The organism is Variovorax saccharolyticus (genome assembly GCF_030316765.1).
Classification (GTDB): Bacteria; Pseudomonadota; Gammaproteobacteria; order Burkholderiales; family Burkholderiaceae_C; genus Variovorax; species Variovorax saccharolyticus.
Genome location: NZ_JASZYT010000003.1, coordinates 358,582 through 376,965, shown reverse-complemented (window position 1 = coordinate 376,965; position 18,384 = coordinate 358,582). Strand labels below are relative to the sequence as shown.

Annotated in this window: 17 protein-coding genes; all 17 read left to right on the top strand. The window is 67.4% G+C overall.

Annotated elements, in window-relative coordinates:
• Nucleotides 1–5: 5 nt before the first annotated feature.
• The 17 genes from QTI45_RS12405 (at nt 6) to QTI45_RS12325 (ending at nt 18,369) form a co-directional block, all read left to right on the top strand.
• A complete protein-coding gene (locus QTI45_RS12405) occupies nt 6–2,510 on the top strand; it encodes an autotransporter (RefSeq protein ID WP_286654572.1) in 2,505 nt (834 codons plus the stop codon).
• A gap of 34 nt (nt 2,511–2,544) precedes the next feature.
• Nucleotides 2,545–3,555 (top strand): HAD family hydrolase, encoded by a 1,011-nt coding sequence (locus QTI45_RS12400; protein ID WP_286654571.1) that lies wholly within the window; start codon nt 2,545–2,547, stop codon nt 3,553–3,555.
• A gap of 18 nt (nt 3,556–3,573) precedes the next feature.
• Nucleotides 3,574–4,209 (top strand): MarC family protein, encoded by a 636-nt coding sequence (locus QTI45_RS12395; RefSeq protein WP_286654570.1) that lies wholly within the window; start codon nt 3,574–3,576, stop codon nt 4,207–4,209.
• A complete protein-coding gene (locus QTI45_RS12390; protein WP_286654569.1) occupies nt 4,199–4,666 on the top strand; it encodes a YidH family protein in 468 nt (155 codons plus the stop codon). The genes QTI45_RS12395 and QTI45_RS12390 overlap by 11 nt, the downstream gene beginning before the upstream one ends.
• 10 nt (nt 4,667–4,676) lie before the next feature.
• Nucleotides 4,677–5,933, top strand: coding sequence for an ion channel protein (locus tag QTI45_RS12385; protein ID WP_286654568.1), 1,257 nt, complete (start codon nt 4,677–4,679; stop codon nt 5,931–5,933).
• 9 nt (nt 5,934–5,942) lie between these two features.
• A complete protein-coding gene (locus tag QTI45_RS12380; protein WP_286654567.1) occupies nt 5,943–7,526 on the top strand; it encodes an efflux RND transporter periplasmic adaptor subunit in 1,584 nt (527 codons plus the stop codon).
• On the top strand, nt 7,523–10,711 hold the full coding sequence (locus QTI45_RS12375) for an efflux RND transporter permease subunit (RefSeq protein ID WP_286654566.1): 3,189 nt from the start codon (nt 7,523–7,525) through the stop codon (nt 10,709–10,711). The genes QTI45_RS12380 and QTI45_RS12375 overlap by 4 nt, the downstream gene beginning before the upstream one ends.
• The gene (locus QTI45_RS12370; protein ID WP_286654565.1) at nt 10,698–12,173 is read left to right on the top strand and encodes an efflux transporter outer membrane subunit; all 1,476 of its coding nucleotides are present in this window, start codon (nt 10,698–10,700) and stop codon (nt 12,171–12,173) included. The genes QTI45_RS12375 and QTI45_RS12370 overlap by 14 nt, the downstream gene beginning before the upstream one ends.
• A 191-nt stretch (nt 12,174–12,364) precedes the next feature.
• Nucleotides 12,365–13,606, top strand: coding sequence for a tyrosine-type recombinase/integrase (locus QTI45_RS12365; RefSeq protein ID WP_286654564.1), 1,242 nt, complete (start codon nt 12,365–12,367; stop codon nt 13,604–13,606).
• A gap of 59 nt (nt 13,607–13,665) precedes the next feature.
• Nucleotides 13,666–13,956: a hypothetical protein gene (locus QTI45_RS12360; protein ID WP_286654563.1), complete on the top strand. Its 291-nt coding sequence runs from the start codon at nt 13,666–13,668 to the stop codon at nt 13,954–13,956.
• Nucleotides 13,953–14,381, top strand: a complete 429-nt coding sequence (locus tag QTI45_RS12355; RefSeq protein ID WP_286654562.1) for a hypothetical protein — start codon at nt 13,953–13,955, stop codon at nt 14,379–14,381. The genes QTI45_RS12360 and QTI45_RS12355 overlap by 4 nt, the downstream gene beginning before the upstream one ends.
• Before the next feature lie 31 nt (nt 14,382–14,412).
• On the top strand, nt 14,413–15,183 hold the full coding sequence (locus QTI45_RS12350; RefSeq protein ID WP_286654561.1) for a hypothetical protein: 771 nt from the start codon (nt 14,413–14,415) through the stop codon (nt 15,181–15,183).
• Nucleotides 15,184–15,340: 157 nt separating this feature from the next.
• Complete coding sequence (locus QTI45_RS12345; protein ID WP_286654560.1) at nt 15,341–15,637, top strand: helix-turn-helix transcriptional regulator; 297 nt, start codon at nt 15,341–15,343, stop codon at nt 15,635–15,637.
• 18 nt (nt 15,638–15,655) lie between these two features.
• Entirely contained in the window at nt 15,656–15,859 is a 204-nt protein-coding gene (locus tag QTI45_RS12340; RefSeq protein ID WP_286654559.1) for a hypothetical protein, read from the top strand.
• A 50-nt stretch (nt 15,860–15,909) separates the two neighbouring features.
• Nucleotides 15,910–16,668, top strand: a complete 759-nt coding sequence (locus tag QTI45_RS12335) for a hypothetical protein (RefSeq protein WP_286654558.1) — start codon at nt 15,910–15,912, stop codon at nt 16,666–16,668.
• On the top strand, nt 16,658–18,034 hold the full coding sequence (locus QTI45_RS12330; protein WP_286654557.1) for a replicative DNA helicase: 1,377 nt from the start codon (nt 16,658–16,660) through the stop codon (nt 18,032–18,034). The genes QTI45_RS12335 and QTI45_RS12330 overlap by 11 nt, the downstream gene beginning before the upstream one ends.
• Nucleotides 18,031–18,369: a hypothetical protein gene (locus QTI45_RS12325; RefSeq protein ID WP_286654556.1), complete on the top strand. Its 339-nt coding sequence runs from the start codon at nt 18,031–18,033 to the stop codon at nt 18,367–18,369. Before QTI45_RS12330 ends, QTI45_RS12325 begins: the two co-directional genes overlap by 4 nt.
• Nucleotides 18,370–18,384 lie beyond the last annotated feature (15 nt).

The window sequence follows — 18,384 nt, the reverse complement described above, 5'->3', positions numbered from 1 at the left end:
AACGAATGAGGGGATTCACAGGCAGCTGCGGCTTCGTGCTGGCCGCCCTGCTGGGAGCGCAGCCGCTGGCCGCCACGGCACAGCCGGCGGGCACCGGCACGGCGAGCTCCGCGAGCGCGGCCAGCGCGGCCAGCGCGGCCAGCGCGGGCGAACTGCCCTGGCCCCGAACGGTCGAGGCCGGCGATGCGAAGCTGCTCGTGTACGAGCCGCAGCTCGACCGCTGGGACGGCGCCAGCCTGTCCGGGCGCTCGGCGGTGCAGGTCGAGATCGGCAGCAATCCGCCGCAGACGCGCTATGGCGTCGTGAGCTTCGACGCCCGCACCTTGACCGACAAGAGCCGGCGCCTGGTGACCATCGACAGCCTGCGTTTCGCCAAGGTCGATTTCCCTTCGTCCACGCCGGCACAGAGCCAGGCCTGGAGCGCCGCGATCGCGAGCGAGCTCGCCGGCCGCTCGCGCACCATCGCGCTCGACCGCCTCGAGGCCGCGCTGGCGATCGTCCAGACGCGGCAGACCGAGCAGCGAGCCCCCCTGCGCAACGAGCCCCCGCGCATCGTGTTCTCGAGCGTGCCGTCGATCCTGGTCACGGTCGACGGCGAGCCGCGCTACGGCCGGCTGCCGGGAACGCCGTTCGAGCGCGTCCTCAACACCCGGCCGCTGCTGATGCGCGACGGGTCGGGCACCTACTACCTGAAGGTGTTCGACGGCTGGATGACCTCGACGGCCCTGAACGGGCCGTGGCGGGTGCTGAACGCGCCGTCGAACGAACTGGCGCGGGCCTTCAAGGTCGCGATGGATGCGCACCAGGTGGACCCGCTCACCGGCCAGAGCACGGCCGACCGCCCCGCGCCCAGCCTGCAGGGCCATGCGCCGATGGTCTTCGTCGCCACCGCGCCGACCGAGCTGATCGTGACCGACGGCAGTTCGCGGCCGGTGCCGGTCGACGGGGCGCCGCTGCTCTACGTCGAGAACACCACCGGCAACGTCTTCATGGACATGCAGGACAACCTGACCTACGTCCTGATCGCCGGCCGCTGGTTCCGCTCGACCTCGACCGCCGGACCCTGGCAGTTCGTGCCGGCCAATGCCCTGCCGCCCGAATTCGCGCGGATCCCCGACGACAGTCCGAAGGAGAACGTCAAGGCCTCGGTCGCCGGCACCTTGCAGGCACGCGAGGCCGCGATCGCGGCCACCGTGCCGCAGACCGCCGCGGTCAAGGTCTCGGGCACCCAGCTGACGCCGCCGCGCTTCGACGGCGAGCCGGTGTTCAAGCCGATCGCGGGCACCTCGCTGTCCTACGTGGAGAACTCGCCGACAGCGATCATCCGGGTTGGCGAGGCTGCCTACTACGCGGTCGAGAACGGGGTCTGGTTCAGCGCCGCGTCGGTGCGCGGGCCCTGGACGGTCGCGCGTTCGGTGCCGGCGGCGATCTACGCGATCCCGCCCAGTTCGCCGCTGCACTACGTGACCTTCGTGCGCATCTACGACACCACGCCCGACACGGTCCTTGTCGGCTACTCGCCCGGCTACATGGGCTCGATCGTCGATCCGGCGACCGGGGTGGTGGTGTACGGCACGGGCTATGCCTACAGTCCATGGATCGGCACCGTCTGGTACGGCCCGCCGGTCACCTACGGCTACGGCGCCGCGGTCGCGTACACGCCGTGGACCGGCTGGGCGGTGGCCTTCGGGCTCGGCTGGGCCTGGGGCGCGGCGACCGTGGCCACCGGCTGGGGCTGGGGTCCGTATCCGTACTGGGGGCCCTGGGCCGGCCCGGTGTGGGGCGGGGCGGCTTTAGGTCCGCGCGGCGGCGCGGTGGCCTGGGGGCCGGGCGGATGGGCCGGCTATACCGGCAACGTCTACAGCCAGTGGGGCAATCGCGCGACCGTGTCGCGGGCCGCCGGCGGCTACAACGCCTGGACCGGCAACGCCTGGGCCGGCCAGGTCGGCTCCTCGTACAACTCGCGCACCGGCGTCGCCTCGGCCGGACAGCGCGGTGCGATCGGCAACGCCTACACCGGCAACTATGCGGCGGGCTCGCGCGGCGCCGCGGTCGGGCCGGGCGGCAGCGCCGCGGTCGGCGCCCGCGGCAGCGTGGGCAATGCCTACACCGGCAACGAGGTGTCGGGCGGGCGGGGTGCGGTCTACAACGACCGCACGGGCCAGGTGACCACCTACGGCCGGGCCACGGGGGAGGGCGGCGGCACGGTGGCGCATGTGGGCAACGACGTCTACGCGGGCAAGGACGGCAACGTCTACCGCAACACCGGCGACGGCTGGCAGAAGGCCACGCCAGATGGCTGGGAGGGCCGGGCCGCCGGCAGCGACGCGCACGCGCAGCAACTCGACAGCGAACGCGGCGCGCGCGACTTCGGCGCCCAGCGCAGCACCGAGCTGCGCGAATCGTCGATGAACATGGACCGCTCTTTCGGTGGCGGCGAATTCCGCGGCGGTGGGTTCGGCGGCGGCGGCGCCTTCCGCGGCGGCGGTGGCGGCTTCCGCCGCCGGTGAGCCGGAGACCCGAGATCCATTGGAGCCCCAGATGATGTCATCGACCCCTTGCCTTCTTCAGCGCGCGCTGCGCCGCCTGCTGTGCGCGGCCTGTCTGCTCGCCGCGGCCGCTCTGGCGCAGGCACAGGGGCTGCCGTCGTGGAACGACGGCGCCGCCAAGCAGGCGATCCTGCGCTTCGTGGCCGATGTCACGACGCCCGGTTCGGCGACCTTCGTGCCGCCGGCCGAACGCATCGCGGTGTTCGACAACGACGGCACCCTGTGGGTCGAGCAGCCGATCTACGCGCAGTTCGCCTTCGCGCTCGATCGCGTCAAGGCGCTGGCCCCGCGGCACCCGGAGTGGAAGACCACGCCGCCCTTCGATGCCATTCTGAAGGGGGACACGAAGGCCTTCGCGGCCGCGGGCGAGAAGGGCCTGATGCAGGTGCTGGCCGCGACCCATGCCGGCATGACGACCGAGCAGTTCTCGGCCAGCGTGGCCGAATGGCTCGCCAAGGCCCGGCATCCGCGCTTCGGGCAGCCCTATGAGAAGCTGGTCTACCAGCCGATGCTGGAACTGCTCGCCTACCTGCGCGAGAACGGTTTCAAGACCTTCATCGTCTCGGGCGGCGGCGTCGAGTTCATGCGCGTCTTCACCGAGAAGGTCTACGGCATTCCGCCCGAGCAGGTGGTGGGCTCGACCGGGCAGCTGGCCTTCAAGATGGGTGCCGACGGCAAGCCCGTGCTGCTGAAGCTCCCCAAGATCGACCTGGTCGACGACAACGTGGGCAAGCCGGTCGGCATTCAGCGCTTCATCGGCCGGCGCCCGATCCTCGCCTTCGGCAATTCGGACGGCGACCAGCAGATGCTCGAATGGACCGCAGCGGGCGCGGGCCCGCGTTTCATGGGCCTGGTGCACCACACCGACGCCGAGCGCGAGTACGCCTACGACCGCAGCTCCCGCGTCGGCAAGCTCGACAAGGCGCTGGACGAGGCCCGGGCCCGGGGCTGGACCGTGGTCGACATGAAGCAGGACTGGAACCGGGTGTTCCCCGCCGACAGATAGACACCGGAGTCGATGGCCATGCTCGAGACCAATTCGCTGCTGGGACTGTCGGGCATCTTCACGCTGATGTTCGTCATGCTCGGGCCGCTCAAGATCGTCGGGCCCTTCGCCAGGCTCACCCACGAGGTCGACGAGAAGACGCTGCGCGGGATCGCGCTGCGCACCTTCTGCATCGCCACCATCGCGGCGATCCTGGGCACCCTCATCGGGCATCTCCTGCTGCGCAACTGGGAGATCCCGGTCCCCGCGCTGCTGCTGACCGGCGGGCTGATCTTCTTCGTGGTCGGCATGCGCATGGTGCTGGAGCAGTACCAGCCGAGCCACGCACCGCCGGCGGAGCTGCCGCAGTCGCCGATGGCGGCGGCCATGCGCGTCACCTTCCCGACCGTGGTCACGCCCTACGGCATCGCGGCGCTGATCGTGCTGGTGGCCAACAGCCACGACACCCGGCGCACCCTGGTCATCCTCGCGATGCTGCTGGGCGTGATGCTGCTGAATCTGCTCGCCATGCTCTATGCGCGCCGCCTGCTCGGCGGGGCCATGGCCATGGTGCTGGAAGTCCTGGGAGCGGTGCTGGGGGTGCTGCAGGTAGCCCTGGCGGTGAGCATCATCTTTGTCGCCTTGCGCGAAATGGGAGCCTTGCATGCCAGATGAAAAATTGTGGGTCGACCCCGGGGCGGAACTCGACCGCGCCTCTGTCGAATTGTCTTCGCGCCGCACCGGCATGTCCTTCCAGCGCACGCGCATGAGCGCGGAGCGCACGCTGATGTCGGTCATCCGGACCTCGTTGTCGCTGATCGGCTTCGGCTTCACCATCTTCCAGGTGTTCCAGAAGCTGCACGACGCGCAGGTCCTCAAGAGCGGGATGGCGCCGCGCCGCTTCGGCGAGGCGCTGGTCGTGATCGGGATCGCCATGCTGATCTCGGGCATCGCCTACCACTGCAGCTTCATGATCGGATTGCGTGCCGAACGCAAGAGCCTGAAGAGCCAGGGGCTGATCCATGCGGAGAGCCAGTTCCCGCCCTCGCTGACGCTGGCGGTGGCGCTGCTGCTGCTGCTGGTCGGCTTTCTCGCGATCACCAGCATGGTGTTCGACATCGGCCCCTTCTGACGGACATCCCATGATCGATCCCCGCGCCCGCACCATGCTCACCCTGGCCGTTCCGGCGGTCGTCGTCGGCATGGCGGCGGCCCTGATCCTGCTGGTGGTGGTGCTCGCCGCCAACCTGCTGCAGCGCTTCCTGTGGCAGACGCTGCCGCCGCTGGTCGGTGCCTCCGGCACGGCCTGGTGGTGGATCCTCGGCGTGCTGACCCTCACCGGGCTGGCGGTCGGGCTGGTGGTGCGCTACGTGCCCGGCCACGCCGGCCCCGACCCGGCCACGGTCTCGCTGTTCGGTCCGCCGACGCCGGTCGGCGTGCTGCCGGGGCTCGCGCTGGCGCTGATCCTGGCGCTGGCCGGCGGCGTCAGCCTGGGGCCCGAGAACCCGATCATCGCGATCATCGTCGGCCTGACCGTGGCCGCCGGTGCACGGCTGATGCCGAAGGTGCCGGCCAAGGGCTGGGTCATGCTCGCGGCGGCCGGCACCATCGGCGCCATGTTCGGCACGCCGGTGGCGGCCGCGCTGCTCTTCTCCGAGATGGTCGGAGGCGACAAGGACAAGCCGATCTGGGACCAGCTCTTCGCTCCGCTGGTGGCGGCCGGCGCCGGGGCGCTGACGATGTCGCAGTTCGAGGAGCTGGACTTCTCGCTGCCGATCGAGCCCTACCTGCACCCGACGATCCCCGACATCGGGCTCGGCATGGCGGTCGCGCTGGCCGCGGTCGGCATCGGCATGCTGGGCGTCTGGCTGTTCCCGCTGTTCCACCGGGCCTTCCGTTCGCTCGGCGAGCATCCGGTGCTGGCGCTGACGCTGGGCGGCTTCCTGCTGGGCCTGCTCGGCATCCTCGGCGGTCCGATCACGATGTTCAAGGGCCTGGCCGAAATGAAGACGCTCGCGGGCTCGGCGGCCGGCTACAGCGCCTCGGCACTGGCGCTGATCGTCGTCATCAAGCTGGTGGCGGTGCTGGTCTCCGCCTCCTGCGGCTTTCGCGGCGGGCGCATCTTCCCGCTGGTCTTCGTCGGCGTGGCCTTCGGCCTGCTGGTGCACCAGCTGTTCCCGGTCGTGCCGATGGCGCTGGCGATCGCCTGCTCGGTGCTGGGCTTCACGCTGGTGGCGACGCGCGACGGCTGGCTGAGCCTCTTCATGGGCGCGGTGATGATTCCCGGCATCGAGTTGCTGCCGCTGCTGTGTGTGGTTATCCTGCCCGCGTGGCTGGTTCTCGCCGGGCGCGCGGAGATGCTGATCAAGGCCCCTGCGAGGACGGCTGAAAAGACCTGAGGAGGTTCCATGCACCGAACACTGGCCGGTTCGCGGTTCGGGCCCGCAGCGCTCCTCGCCATCGCGCTGCTGGGCTGTTCGAGCAAGGAAGCCGAGAAGCCGCCGGCGCAGCCCGGCGAGGTCGATGTGCAGGTCGTCAAGACCCAGACGGTGCCCGTGACCTTCGAGTTCGTCGGCCAGACCGAGAGTTCCCAGCAGGTCGAGATCCGGGCCCGCGTCGACGGCTTCCTCGAGCGGCGGGTCTATACCGAAGGCGCCTTCGTCAAGGCCGGCGAGGTGATGTTCCTCATGGAGGCCAAGCCCTTCGAGGCTCGGCTGAAGGCGGCCCGGGCCGAACTGGCCCAGCAGCAGGCCCGCCTGAGCACCGCACGCGCCAACCTGGCGCGCGTGAAGCCGCTGGTGGCCGACGACGCGCTGGCCGCCAAAGACCTCGACGATGCCACCGGCCAGGAGCAGGCTGCCGCCGCGGCGGTCGAGGCCGCCATGGCCAAGGTCACCGACGCGCAGCTCAACCTCGGCTACGTCACGATCACCGCGCCGGTCGCCGGCATTTCCTCCTTCGCCAAGGTGCAGGACGGCGCGTACGTGAACTCGCAGAACAGCCTGTTGACCTATGTCGCGAAGCTCGACCCGATGCGGGTCAATTTCAGCCTGTCGGAGAACGAATCCCTGCGCGTGCAGGAAGAGATCGCCCAGGGCAAGCTGCTGCGGGCGCCGGGCGACGACTACGCGGTCGAGTTGCTGCTGGCCGACGGCTCGACCTTCCCGGCTCCCGGCCGCATCACCTTCGCCGACGCCGCCTTCAGCCAGGAGACCGGCACCTTCCTGCTGCGCGCCGAGCTGCCCAATCCCAAGGGCCAGCTGCGTCCCGGGCAGTTCGTGCGGGTCAAGGTGGAGGGCTTCACGCGGCCGAACTCCATCGTGGTGCCGCAGCGCGCGGTGCAGCAGGGTCCGCGTGGCGCCTTCGTCTGGGCGGTCGACGGCGAGGGCAAGGCGGTGCCGCGGCCGGTGCAGGCCGGCGACTGGCTGGGAGACCAATGGCTGGTCACCAGCGGCCTCAAGGACGGCGAGCGCGTGGTGGTCGATGGCTTCATTCGGCTGGCTCCCGGCGTCATGGTGCGCGCGAAGGAAGTGCCCGCGGCGCCGCTGCCCCAGTACAAGCCGCAGGTGGCGGTCTCGGGGCCGCTGCCGTCGGTGCGTCCGCCTTCAGCCGGCGCCGCATCCCAGCCGGCCGCGGCCTCCCAGCCGGCCGCCGCAGCGGCGTCCTCCGACAAGGACAGGGATGCCGTCTACTTCGAGCGCGGCCGCTCGGTGCTCGACGCCACCGGCCGCGCGCGGCTGATCGGCGTCGCCGCGACGCTGAAGTCCCGTCCCGATCTGCGCGCGGTGCTGCAGGGCCATGTCGATGCCAGCGGTGACGCCGCGCTCAACAAGGCGCTGGCCAGGGACCGCGCCCAGACGGTGCGCGACGCGCTGATCGCCGCCGGCGTGCCGCCGGAGCGCATCGCGCTGCATGCGCCCGCGGACCTGGTGGGTTCGGATTCGCCTGCGCTGGCACGCCGGGTCGACGTCGTGCTGGCGGAGGCGCGGTGAAGTTCGCGCATTTCTTCATCGACCGCCCGATCTTCGCCTCGGTCATCTCGATCATCATCGTGCTGGCCGGCGCGGTGGCGATGCTGAACCTGCCGATCGCGCAGTTTCCCGACATCACGCCGCCACAGGTGTCGGTCAGCGCCACCTACCCGGGCGCCAGCTCGGAGGTGGTGTCGCAGAACGTGGCGGCGCCGATCGAGCAGCAGGTCAACGGCGCCGACCGCATGATGTACATGAACTCGACCTCGAGCTCGACCGGCAACATGACGCTGTCGGTGTTCTTCGAGATCGGCACCGACCCCTCGCTGGCGCAGGTGGACGTGCAGAACCGGGTCAATCTCGCGCTGCCCACGCTGCCTTCGGCGGTCAGCAGCCAGGGGGTGTCGGTGGCCAAGAAGTCGCAGGCCTTCATGATGATCGTGGCGATCTACTCGCCCGACGACAGCCTCGATGCCACCACCATCGCGAACTACGCCAGCATCAACGTGCTGGACGCGATCAAGCGCGTGCCGGGCGCCAACCAGAGCTCGATCTTCGGCTCGCCCGACTACGCGATGCGCCTGTGGCTCAAGCCCGACCGCATGGCCGGGCTCGGCATCACGGCCAGCGACGTGCAGCAGGCGGTGGCGGCCCAGAACCAGCAGTACGCGGCCGGCCGGCTCGGCGCCTCGCCCACCGCGACGCCGGTGCAGCAGACCATCCCGGTCACCACCTCGGGCCGCATGACCGAGCCCTCGCAGTTCGACAACATCATCCTGCGGGCCCAGCAGGGCACCGGCGCCATCGTCCGGGTCAAGGACATCGGCCGCGCCGAACTGGGCGCCAAGGACTATTCGATCCGCTCCAAGTACAACGGCAAGACCGCCACGCTGATCGCGATCTACCAGCAGCCGGGCGCCAACGCGCTGCAGGTCGCGACCGACGTCAAGAAGCTGCTTGGCGAACTCAAGCCCGCCTTTCCCGACGGCCTGGACTACCAGGTCGCGCTCGACACCACCGACTTCGTGCGCGAATCGATCAACGAGGTGGTCCACACCTTCATCGAGGCGGTGGTGCTGGTGGTGCTGGTGGTCTTCCTGTTCCTCCAGAGCCTGCGGGCGACGCTGGTCCCGATCCTGGCGGTGCCGGTATCGATTCTCGGCGCCTTCATCGGCATGACCGCGATGGGCTTCTCGATCAACATGCTGACCCTGTTCGGCATGGTGCTGGCGATCGGCATCGTGGTCGACGACGCGATCGTGGTGGTCGAGAACGTCGAGCGCAACATGGCCGAGTTCGGGCTCGGTCCGAAGGAGGCCGCGAAGAAGGCGATGGACGAGGTCAGCGGCCCCGTGGTCGCCATCGTGCTGGTGCTGTGCGCGGTGTTCATCCCGGTGGCCTTCCTGTCGGGCATCACGGGACAGCTCTACAAGCAGTTCGCGATCACGATCGCGGTGTCGGTCGTGTTCTCGGGCCTGGTGGCCCTGACCTTGTCGCCGGCGCTGGCCGCCATCCTGCTGAAGCCGCCCAAGCCCGGCGGGCACGAGAAGAAGGGCTTCTTCGGCTGGTTCAACCGGCGCTTCGAGCGCCTCACCGAGGGCTACACCTCGACCACCCGGCTGGCGATCCGGCGCGCGGGCTTCTCGCTGCTGCTGATCGCCGGCATGGTCGCGATCATGCTGGGGCTGTTCAAGCGGGTGCCGTCGACCTTCCTGCCGGTCGAGGACCAGGGCTACATCTTCACCGCGGCGATCATGCCCGATGCCGCCAGCCTGGACCGCACCGAGGCCGCCACCGACCGCGCCCAGCAGTGGTTCAGCAAGCAGCCCTCGGTGCGGGGGGTGGCCTCGGTGCCGGGCTTCAGCCTGATCGACTCGCAGCTCAAGTCGAACGCGGGCGTGCTTTTCGTCTCGCTCAAGGGCTTCGCCGAGCGGCAGGCGCCGGGCGACCGCGCCGATGCGCTGATCCGCGACGCCACGGCCGAGTTCGCGACCTTCAAGGACAGTGTGATGGTGCCGGTCAACCCGCCGTCGATCCCGGGCCTGGGCACCACCGGCGGCTTCGAGTTCTGGGTCCAGAGCGAGGGCGATGCGAGCCTGCAGCAGGTCGAGGAGGTCACGCGCGAGTTCATCGCCAAGGCGCGCCAGAGGCCCGAACTGCGCGGCGTCAACAGCACCATCAATACGCGTTCGCGGCAGTTGATGGTCGACGTCGACCGCGATCGGGCCGAGAGCCTGGGCGTGCCGGTGCAGGAGGTGTATGCGACCCTGCAGACGCTGTTCGGATCGCTCTACGTGAGCCAGTTCCCGAAGAACAGCCGGCTCTTCCAGGTGATCCTGCAGGCCGAGCCCGACTACCGCACCAAGCCCGAAGACCTGCAGAACATGTTCGTGCGCAATCAGGTCGGCAAGATGGTTCCGCTGAAGGCGGTGGCCTCCACGCGCTACGTGACCGGCGCCGACATCGTGACCCGCTTCAACAACTTCACGGCCGCCAAGATCACCGGCGATGCCGCCCACGGCTACAGCTCCGGCCAGGCGCTCGACGCCATGGAGGCGGTGGCCAGGGAGGTGCTGCCCCAGGGCTTCTCCTTTGCCTGGTCGGGCCAGGCGTACGAGGAGCGCAAGGCCGGCTCGACCGCCGGCCTGGTGTTCGCGTTCGCGCTGGTGATGGTGTTCCTGATCCTGGCGGCGCAGTACGAGAAGTGGACGCTGCCGATCGGCGTGCTGCTGGCGGTCCCGTTCGCGCTGTTCGGCGCCATCGCCGCGATCTGGGTGCGCGGCATCCAGAACGACGTCTACTTCCAGATCGGGCTCACGGTGCTGATCGCGCTGGCGGCCAAGAACGCGATCCTGATCTTCGAGTTCGCGGTCGAGCTGCGCCACAAGGAGGGCCTGTCGGCCTATGATGCCGCGGTCGGCGCGGCCAGGCTGAGGCTGCGGCCGATCATCATGACCTCGCTGGCCTTCATCCTCGGCTGCATCCCGCTCGCCATCGCCAGCGGCGCCTCGGCCGCCAGCCGGCAGTCGCTGGGCACCGGTGTCATCGGCGGCATGCTCGGCGCGACCGTGATCGCGATCTTCTTCATTCCGATGTTCTTCTGGGGCTTCGAGAGGTTGAGCGAGCGCTCGGCGGCCGGCAAGAACCCAGCTTCGCAACCGGCCCCCGGGGGCGAGCCGGGAGGAGCGGTCGATGCGCCGCGTTGAGGCGGCCGGCATCCGCGGCGCCGCTGCCGGCGGGCTCGCGCTGCTGCTGGCCGGCTGCATGCTGGGGCCCGACTACAAGCGCCCGGAGATGCAGATCCCGGCGCAGTTCCGCGGCGCGGCCCCACCCACGGCGGCCGAGCTCGCGTTGCCCGACACCGCCTGGTGGCGCCAGTTCGGCGATGCGGAACTCGATGCGCTGATCGTCGAGGGCCTGCGCAACAACCTCGACCTGGTCGTGGCCGCGGCCCGCGTCGAGCAGTTCTACGGGGCGCTGGGCACCACGCGCGCGCAGCTCTTCCCGCAGGTCGGTGCCGAGGCCGCCGGCAGCCGCACGCGGGCCAGCGAGCAGACCATCAGCCCGGCGCCGTCGATCAATCCCTACAACGCGGCCCAGGCCACCCTGCTGGCAAGCTGGGAGATCGACCTCTTCGGACGCACGCGCCGGCTCACCGAGGCCGCGACCGCCGAGCTGCAGGCGAGCGAGTCGTTTCGCCGCGGCATCGTGCTGTCGGTGGTGGCGGCGGTCACCACCGGCTACGTGCGGCTGCGCGAGCTGGATCGCGAACTCGAGGTGGCCCGCAGCACCCTGGCCCTGCGCCAGGATTCGCTCAACCTCTTCGAGCGGCGCTTCAAGGGCGGGGTGGTGTCGCAGGTCGAGGTCAGCCAGGCCCGTTCGGAATATGCCACCGCGCTGCGCGCCATCCCGTTGCTGGTGCAGTCCATCGCCCAGCAGGAGAACGCGCTGTCGGTCCTGATCGGTCGCGATCCGGGGCCGATCGCGCGCGGCCGCAGCATCGATGCGCTGGCGATGCCGACGGTGCCCGCGGGCCTGCCCTCCGAGCTGCTCGACCGGCGCCCCGACATCCTGCAGGCGGAGCAGACGCTGGTGGCGGCCAATGCGCGCATCGGCGCCGCCAAGGCCGCCTATTTCCCGACCATTTCGCTCACCGGGGCCTTCGGCCAGGCGAGCCGGTCGCTGTCCGACCTGTGGAGCGGCCCGGCGCGGATCTGGAGCTACGGCGCCGACGTCAGCCTGCCGATCTTCACTGCGGGCGCGATCGCCGGACAGGTGGAGCGGGCCGAGGCCGAGCAGCGCGCGGCCGTGGCCCAGTACCGCAAGACCGTGCAGGCGGCTTTCGGCGAGACCGCCGACGCGCTGGCCGGCATCGTGAACTCGCGCGAAGGGCTGGACGCGCAGCAGATGCAGGTCGGCGCGCTGGTCAACTACGCGCGGCTGTCGCGCAAGCGATTCGAAGGCGGCTACACCAGTTACCTCGAGGTGATGGACGCCGACCGCAGCCTGTTCAACGCCCAGGTGCAGCTGGCGCGGTCGCAGGGCGACGTGCTGCTGCAGGCGGCGGCGCTCTACAAGTCTTTGGGGGGTGGCTGGGTGGAGCTGGCGAACCAGGATGCGCCGCAGCCTGCGGTGCGGCTGGGCCAGCGGCCGCCGCTGTGGCCGTAGCGGAAGGAAAAAGAGTTGGTGGAGAGGATGTCCGCCTGCATCGAACTCCGGGGGCATTCGTTGGGGTTCTACAACGTTCAGCGATTCAATGAATCTCCCAATGAAAGCAGCGTTTTGAAAGTTCGAGAGCGTTCGTTGACATCCGACACAATCGGTTAGACGATGTGGGGTAAGACGTTGGAGAAGACGAGATGCCCCGGAAAGCGAAAGAACTATCAGCATTGGAGGTCGGTCGGATCAAGCGGCCCGGCCTGAACGCCGTCGGCGGCGTGGCCGGCCTGCACCTGCAAGTTGCTCCGTCGGGGGGGCGCACTTGGGTGCTGCGTGTCGTCGTTGCTGGAAAACGCCGCGACATGGGCTTGGGCGGATTCCCGGACGTGTCGCTCGCCGGGGCAAGGGAAAAGGCGCGAGCCGCGCGCCTACAAGTCGAGCAGGGTGTCGATCCGATTGAGCAACGACGTGAAGCCCGGAATGTGTTGATGGCTACTCGCGCGAGCGCCAAGACGTTCGAAGAATGCGTGACTGGATTGCTCGCTGCCCGCGAGGGTGAATGGCGCAATGCCAAGCACCGTTGGCAATGGGAAAACACATTGACCACGCATGCCGGGCCGGTAATGGGGAAACTGAAGGTGGCAGACATCAAGCTCGCTCACGTCCTCGATGTACTCCAGCCGATCTGGTCTTCCAAGACCGAAACCGCATCTCGTCTGCGCGGCCGCATCGAAGCCGTTCTCGATTGGGCGACGGCGCGCAGCTATCGCTCTGGTGAGAATCCGGCGCGCTGGAAAGGCCACCTCGACCAGTTGCTTGCCCGCCCATCGAAGATCGCCAGGGCGAAGCACTACGCCGCCCTTCCGATTGATGAAATGCCAGCATTTCTCGTTCGCCTGCGGGCAGCAGAGGGTACTGGCGCTCGTGCGCTGGAATTCTCAGTTTTGACTGCGGCCCGATCTGGCGAGGTTCGTGGCGCGTTGTGGGGCGAAATCGATCTGGAAGCGGCCGTGTGGACTGTGCCCGCCGAGCGGATGAAGATGCACAGAGAGCATCGGGTGCCGTTGTCGCCGCAGGCCGTGAAGTTGTTGCGCGCTTTGCCTCGTGCCAAGGATCAGCAATTGGTCTTCCCAGCGCCGCGTGGTGGCGTCCTGTCTGACATGGCCTTGGTGGCCGTGGTGCGCCGTATGGGCGTCGATGCCGTTCCGCACGGCTTTCGCTCCACGTTTCGGGACTGGGCGGCGGAGCGCACTCACTTCCCGCACGAACTGGCTGAAATGGCCCTTGCTCACGCGATCGACAGCAAGACCGAGGCGGCATACCGACGCGGTGACATGCTGGCAAAGCGTGCCGCAATGATGGGCGCGTGGGCCACGTTTTGTGCGACCCCAACGCCGAAAAAGTCGGCGACGGTCATGCCCATCGGAAAGAAAGTTGCCTGACTTTTCAGGCCGGCGATGTTCCCGGGCCGCGATCGGGGCGAAATCAAACTGGAGTTTCTGTGGATATCGAAAATCTTGCCGCCGCAACCGTTGAAGACTTCGGCGACCGCCGCGTGATCTTTCATCTCGATGACTCGGGCATGCTCGACACTTTCTTCGGCGGCCTCTACTACGGCCAAAGCCCAAGCGGGCCGACGACGGCAAGTATCACTCGGAATGTGAGTGACGCTGCACTCGCCACGTTCGCTGGCCGTCATCGTTTCGCGCTCGATGCACTCCGAAACTTTCGCGATCAATCACGGGTCGGAGCTTCCATGCTCGTCTCGCCGGCCGTAGCGCTTTCGGCGTGATCTACGAATCCGATGCCCGCTTTTTGCGGGCGATGATCGTCGGGCGTATCGACTCGCTCGCCGATGGCGCTATGGCCCGACTGGCGGTACTGCGTGCGAAATACTCGGCAGCGCTCGATGGCGGGATGCTCGACCTGATTGCGCGCGCCAGGGAAACGCACGCCGAAGCGGTCGCGCGCGCCGAGGTTGCCGCCGATCGCGCATTCCTCGAAGGCCTGATCGACGGCACGGAAGACCTTCTGAGCGAAGACACGTTCCCGAAGCTCGAACCGATGTTCACGCGCTATGCCGAGGGCAGCGAAATGTTCGCGCTGCTCGAAAAGGCCGCGACCATCTTCGGCGACGCGGCGCAGGAACTCGCGTCCTGGGTGATCGCGGGCGAGGTGATTCATGCTGCCCGGTGCGGCTGGGGCGACGATGAGTAGTTCCAAGAGTCGATCGGTTCCGATCATAAGAATGGAAGTCGATGAACTGCTGCATCACGCTGAGAGGACGGACGGCGCGAACGACAACCCTTTGATCAGGGCGCTATGTGAACAGTTGGAAGAGTATCGTCAGCGCGAAGCAGATGGAGAGCTTGACCAGTCTGCTTGGAGGACGCGCGAGAAAGCCTTGAAGGATGACCTCGCGGTTGCGCGCGAAGAGCGCGATCGGATGTGCCTATGGGCGTTTGGTGCGGCCATCGACCGCCTGAACGAAGGCCTGGAGGTCTTGGCGTCGCCAACAGGTCCTAAAAATGCGAGGGAGTTCGACCACAACTGGTGCTGGCTCGACTTTGCAACTCAAGAGATGACAGCTCTGCGCACGAAGTTTCTTGAGAATTTTGGGCGTCTTGAGTCGGAAGCCAAACACGCGATCGCGACCACCATGCCGAATCAAGCTTCGCTCTTCGAGCGCGAAGAAGGCGGAGAGCATCGTCGGCAGGCCTTCGCCGCGTTTGAAGAAGCCCAGGCTTCCGAATGGCAGCAGTCTGAACCAGAACAAAGTTCCTCCCCGAAAGACCGCCGCTTGAGCAAGTCGATGCGCATCGCTCTCAGGCTCTTGCTACACGCGCAAGACAACGGCCGTCCGATGCGCGCGGACGAGCTAAGACTTGCGCTGGAAAGCACGGTACATCGCACGACCGCCAAGACTACGCCCGGCAAGCTTATCGATGATGGCTACGTCACTAAAGACCCGGACGGTACGCTCCGCGTGAAACGCACTTGGCAGCACTTGGCTAAATAAGCGCCTCGCTATTTCGACGCGCCGAATGCCCGGCCGTTGCTGGTGATGACGCTATCAAGTTCATAGCATAAGCCAATTTTGGAAAACGGCGCCTCGTCGCTCGGCCTTCTGTTTTGAGAATCCTTTTACGTCCTGCGGGATGCGAAAGGAATCTCAAATGAAAGTGGCAATCAAGATGCTCGATGCCAGGACGGCACGGGCGAAATTTGCAGATAAGAGCAACACGTCGTGGTATGCGGACATCGCTAACGGCGTGGTTCCGGCCGGCGTGCCCGTGGGCCTGCGCGGCAAAGGCTGGAACGAGTCCGAGTTGGACGCGGTGCTCGCCGCCCGTGCGGCCGGCTGGAACGATGATCAGGTGCGCCAACTGGTGCGTGGCCTCATCGAAGAGCGCCATGTCCGTGCCGCCGAACTGAGCCGTTTCCTCCAACCCGCCAACCCGGCGATGGCGTAAGGGGCAATCGTGCGCCACATGTCCATCAGCCGTAACGTTCAATGCACTTCCGCTGGCGTGCCCGCCAGTCCCGATTCGCGCGCCACCATGTATGCGCTTGCCTTTGCCAATGCCATGGAGAAGGGCGACATGAAACTCGCGCAGGCCTGGGCACGTGGGCTGCGTCGCGTGGGCAATAACCCCGCGCGATTCTCCACTGCGCTCCCGGCGGACCAGCTCTAATGGCCCGAATCCGCACTGTGAAACCCGAGTTCTACACGAGCGAGCAGGTCATGAACATGCGCATCGAGGCCCGCTTCGGCTTCCTGGGCATGCTGAATTTCTGTGACGACGGCGGCAACCATCCGGCCAGTTCCCGCACCCTCAAGGCAGAGGTCTTTCCTAGCGATGATCTTTCCACCGCAGATGTGCAAATGCTGGTGGACGAGATGCTCGCGCAGGGCCTTGTGGTCGAGTACGCGGCGAGCGGGAAGACGTACTGGCACGTCACTGGCTGGCACCACCAGCGCATCGACCGTCCGACGTTCAAGCACCCGCCGTTCCCCGGCAATTCGACTGGTGCTCGCAACCTGCTCGACGAGGCCTCGCCGACGATTCGGCGGGCGCTCGTCGAGTCCTCGTCGAGCGAGGGACGAGTCCTCGACCCCGTAAGGGAAGGGAAGGGAGAGGAAGGGAGGGGAGTCGAAGAAGTAGAAGGCGCGAACTCTGCTGCCGCAGAGCCGTCGGCACCGGCAGATTCGTGCCCGCACCAGCAGATCATCGAACTGTTCCACGAGGTGCTGCCGGCGGCGCGTCGTGTTCGCGAATGGACGCCGGCACGTCAGCAAGCCCTGCGTGCACGCTGGCGCGAGAAGGCCGAGCGCCAGAATCTCGACTGGTGGCGCAAGTTCTTCGGCTACGTGTCGGCGTCGGACTTCCTTTGCGGCCGCACCAAGCCGACGCCGGGCCGCAAACCGTTCGATCTGAGCCTGGATTGGCTTTGCAAGTCCGAGAACCTCGTGAAGGTCGTCGAGGGCGCGTATGAAAATTGAACGCGCCTCGACCCTCGGCACGATGCCGTACAGCCTCGAAGCCGAGGCTGCCGTGATCGGCGCAGTCCTTCTCGACAACGAAGCACTGGCGCGCGTGAGCGATCTTGCCCCGACGATGTTCTACGCGGCGTTCCACGCCGACGCGTTCGGCACGATCTTGTCGATGGCCGCCGTCGGCCAGCCCTTCGACGTGATCGCCGTCTTCGACGCGATGCGCGCCGCCGGCAAGGCTGAGCAAGATGGTCTTTCACGCCTCAACGAGATGGCCCAGTTCGTGCCGTCGGCGTCCACCATCCGCCGCCACGCCGCCCTTGTTGTCGAGCGTCACCGCCAACGTGAACTCGTGCGCGCCGGCCTGGAGATCGCCGAACTCGGCGCGTCCGCAGAATCGGCCGCAGAGCAGATCGACAAGGCGCAGATGATGCTCGCCAAGCTGGCGACCGCAAAGTCGAAGCGCGAGCCGCAGCACATCAACGAATCGTTGGTTGACTACCTCGCTCTGCTCAACGACTTGAGCGAAGGAAAAAACCCGGCCATTCCGACCGGCATCGACGGGCTCGATCGCCTGCTCAACGGCGGACTGCGTCGCGGCGAGATGATGGTGATCGGCGCGCGCCCGAAGAACGGGAAGACCGCGCTGGCCCTGGCTCTGGCCCGCAACATGGCGCGCACCTACAGCACGCTGTTCATGTCGCAGGAGATGCCTGTGAATCAATTGATGCACCGGCATACCGCCGCCGCCGGCTCGCATGATCTCGGCCGCATCATGCGCGCTGATCCTCAGGATCACGACATGTGGACCGCCGTCTCGGAAGCGGCCCGGCGCCTCGGTGAACTGCGCCTTGTCCATGACGACCAATCGAGCCTCAGCCTGCTCGACATCCGCCGCAAGGCATTGAGCGTCAAGCGCAAGCATGGCCTCGACGTGCTGTTCGTCGATTTTCTTCAACTCATGGCCGGTGCAGGCGAAGAAAACCGTAACCGCGAACTCGACGTGATCGTGAACGGCATCAAGGCGCTGGCGCTTGATCTGCAAATCGGCGTTGTGGTGTTGTCGCAAATGTCCCGCAAAGCCGACGAGCACTATGGGCGGCCCACGATGAGCCACCTCCGCGACTCCGGTGCGATCGAGGCGGCGGCGGATCAAATCGCCCTGTTGTTCACCGACTGGGCGCACCCTCTGAGCAAGCGAGAGGCCGCCTTCGAGGGCTACTCCGAACTGGAGATCGTCGCCCATCGCAACGGCCCGCAGGGGCTCGTGCCGCTGCACTTCAACGGGAAGTACCAGCAGATCACGGACTGGGAAGGCGCGCCGCCAAGCCGGCCGGCAAGCGTCAAGTCTGCCAGCCGAGGGATGCCGGCATGACCGACATCGAAAAGCACTCTCGGCACGCCGCGCACGCCCGCCGTCTCATCGCTGCCGTGCAGGCCGCATCCGCTACGAAACGCACCGATGCGGACGCGATGTCGATCATCGACGGTCTGCGCGCCCTGTTGTGGCTCGACGGCGGCATTCGCCGCGCTGCCTCGACGACGTTGATCGACGCCCTCATTGCGGAGCACGGCGTTGCCGTAGTCCTGCATGCCGCGATCGAGGCTTGCGCCTCACGTCCTGCTGGTCTCGCTGCCTGGATGCGACATGCCTGCCGGCAGCACTCTTCCCAAATCAACCAACCCATCATTAACGGAGAAATGCAATGACCACCAATATTGGAC